Source organism: Pengzhenrongella sp., assembly GCF_036565025.1.
Lineage (GTDB): Bacteria > Actinomycetota > Actinomycetes > Actinomycetales > Cellulomonadaceae > Pengzhenrongella.
This window is the reverse complement of record NZ_DATCNW010000029.1, coordinates 1-2,769: the sequence shown is the minus strand read 5'-3', so window position 1 is coordinate 2,769 and position 2,769 is coordinate 1. Positions and strand designations below refer to the sequence as shown.

1 protein-coding gene and 1 pseudogene are annotated in these 2,769 nt (G+C 71.8%); one reads left to right on the top strand and one right to left on the bottom strand.

Annotation, left to right across the window (positions count from 1 at the left end; translation table 11 throughout):
• A pseudogene (locus VIM26_RS01550) lies at window positions 1-766 on the top strand (MFS transporter); the annotation flags it as partial.
• An 89-nt stretch (window positions 767-855) separates the two neighbouring features.
• Here VIM26_RS01550 and VIM26_RS01545 read toward each other — a convergent pair.
• Entirely contained in the window at window positions 856-2,460 is a 1,605-nt protein-coding gene (locus tag VIM26_RS01545; RefSeq protein ID WP_331948550.1) for a glycoside hydrolase family 31 protein, read from the bottom strand.
• Window positions 2,461-2,769: the final 309 nt, after the last annotated feature.

Here is a 2,769-nt window from a genome sequence, read left to right as displayed (position 1 = left end):
GGGTGTGCTCGCGCAGTGGGGGCCGCGGCCCACCGAGACCGCCTACCTCGTGCACGTGGCGCTCACCGTGCTCACCGGACTGTGGCTGCTGCGTGCGCCCGAGACCCGCGCCGTCGAACCCGCCGCGGCGCGCGGCAGCCTGCTCGCCGACCTCAAGGTGCCGTCCGTCGCGCACCGGCGCTTCCGGCGCGTCGTCGTCCCGCTCGCGCCGTGGGTGTTCGGCTGCGCGGGCAGCGCGTACGCGGTCCTGCCGGGCCTCATGCGCGCGCACTCCGGCGGGCTGCCCATCGCCTTCTCGGCGCTGCTCACGGTGCTCACCCTCGGCTGCGGCGTCGGGATCCAGGTGCTCGGGCGGGCGATCGACAGCCGTCGCAGCGCCCGGGCCTCGGTCATCGCGCTCGTGATCATCGTCATTGGCATGGGCCTCGGCGCGGCCGCCGCCGAGCAGCTCACGCTGGCCCTGGCGTTCGCCGCCGCTGCCGTGCTCGGCATGGGATACGGCCTCGCGCTCGTCGCCGGGCTCAACGAGGTGCAGCGCATCGCCGGCCCGGACGACCTCGCGGGGCTGACCGCCGTCTACTACTCGTTCGCCTACCTCGGGTTCTTCGTCCCCGCGGTGCTCGCGGTGCTCTCCACGCGCTGGAGCTACCCGCAGATGTTCGGCGCCGGATTCGTCATCGCCGCCGGCTGCCTCGCCGTGGTCGCCTCCAGCTGGCGCGCGCACCTGCCGAGCCGCGCGCGCGCCGAGGCTGCGGCCGCGGCCTGAGCAAGCGCTGCCCGACGGCGTCCCGACGCCTACCGCTTTCTCCGTAACGTCCGAGCGTTGACGTCCTATAGGACGTCAACGCTCGGACGTTACGCGCGGCGGAACCACGGGACGGATCCCAGATCGACGTCGAGCACGATCGATGCCGGGCCTTCGAACGCGGTTCCGTCGGGTCCGATCCACCGCCCCGGCGGCAGGACGACGGTCCGGGTCGTCGCGCCCGGTTCGAGCACGGGCGCGGCCAGGAGGTGCTCGCCGATCAGGAACTGGTCGCTGACCTGCTCGAACCCCGGGTGGTGATAGGCCAGGGCCCGCAGGATCGGTTCGCCCGTCGCGGCGGCGTGCTCCGCGAGCTCGAGGATCTCCGGGACCAGGTCCTGGTGCAGGCGGACGGCGTCCCGCACGGCGGCCAGGTGCTCGGGGTCGAGGACCCGCCACGGCGAGAGCGAGAACTGCATCATCGGGAACAGGGCCGCGACCTGCGCATACCGGACGAAGAGCTCCTGATCGAGGGTGAAGCCCTCCTCGTCGAAGACCGACAGCTCGCCGCCGCCGACCATGTCCGGGCAGACGAACGCGTGCCCGATCAGCCCCTGGGCGATCGACTCGGGGATGAGCGAGGTGAGGCCCCCGGCTCCCCAGATCGGCGGCTTGTCGTGCAACCGCTGGGCGAGGGGCTGGCCGCCCATCTTCCAGCACGCGCGGTACTCGTTGAACGGGTACCGTGCGCCCGCCCGGGCCCAGGCCTCGCACTGGCTCGCCGGGTCGGCGCCGCCGGTCGTGAGGTCGCCCGCCCGGTAGTCGTAGATGTCGCCGGCGTCGAACTTGAAGCCGTCCACGCCGTGGACGTCGACCAGCGCGTCGAGCTCGCCGTGCAGCCACGCGACGGCGTCGGGGTTCGTCGCATCCAGCACCGCGCTGTACCCGTTCCACCATTCCCGGATGGCCGGGGTGCCGTCGGCGTCGCGGACCAGCAGGCCGCGCCCGCGCAGGTCGCGGAAGGTGTCGCTGTCGGGGCTGACGAACGGCACCAGCCAGAGCATCACCGTGCAACCCCAGGCGTGCAGTTGGCGCACCATCTCCGCAGGGTCACCGAACCGCGAAGGCTCGAACCGCCACGTGCCGTACGACGGCGACCAGCGGTCGTCGATCATCACCACGCCCGGCGGGAAACCGGCGTCCAGCAGACCCCGCACGTACGCGAGCACCCCGTCCTGGGTCGGCGCGTAGGGCAACTCGATCCAGGTGTTGTACTGCGGAGCGGCGAACATGGCCGGCGCCGGGGTGGCTCCGGACGGCGGGAAGTGCCGGCGCGACGCGGCGCGGAACGCCCCGGCCAGGGACCCGCTGTCCGGCCCGTGGCCCTGCCCGATCGCGACGTCGGAGCCGTCGACCGTGAGCGTGCCGTCGCCGTCGAACGCGAAGGTGAACGGCTGCTCGGACCAGATGTACCGCCCGCGGGTGGAGACGAGCAACGGCGCCGACTGGTTGCAGCCGTGCGTGTCGTCGCCTTCCAGCAGGAAACCCTGGGAGGTCGCGAGGTCGCGCCGGTGAGCGGAGGCGCCGAACGGCATCTGCTGCCCGTCCGCAACGGCCCCGCCCCACCAGAGCTCGTCGGGCAGTAACGCCAGCTCGAGGTGGTCCACCAGGGCGGAGCCCGGGATCGCGGAGATCGTCGTCGGGGGCAGCGTCATGTCGGACTTCCTGTGGTGGGGAGGTAGGTCGCGAGCCCTACCGCGCGCGAGCGAGGTAGCTCTGCGCTGAATGCTCGCGGTCATCCTTGCACGCCGTCGCACCGGGTGAACGTCCAAATCTTGGCCCGCTTTGACCGGACATATTGACAGTTTCGGCCCGGCCGGTCGATGATGAACTAGATCGATCTAGTTATTGGATCCGTCCAGTCGACGCCGCCGTCCCCAAGGAGCCAACGAAATGACTTCCCTCGCCCCCGTGCGTCTCGGCCTCATCGGCTCCGGTTCGATCGGCGGGTTCCACGCCGAGAG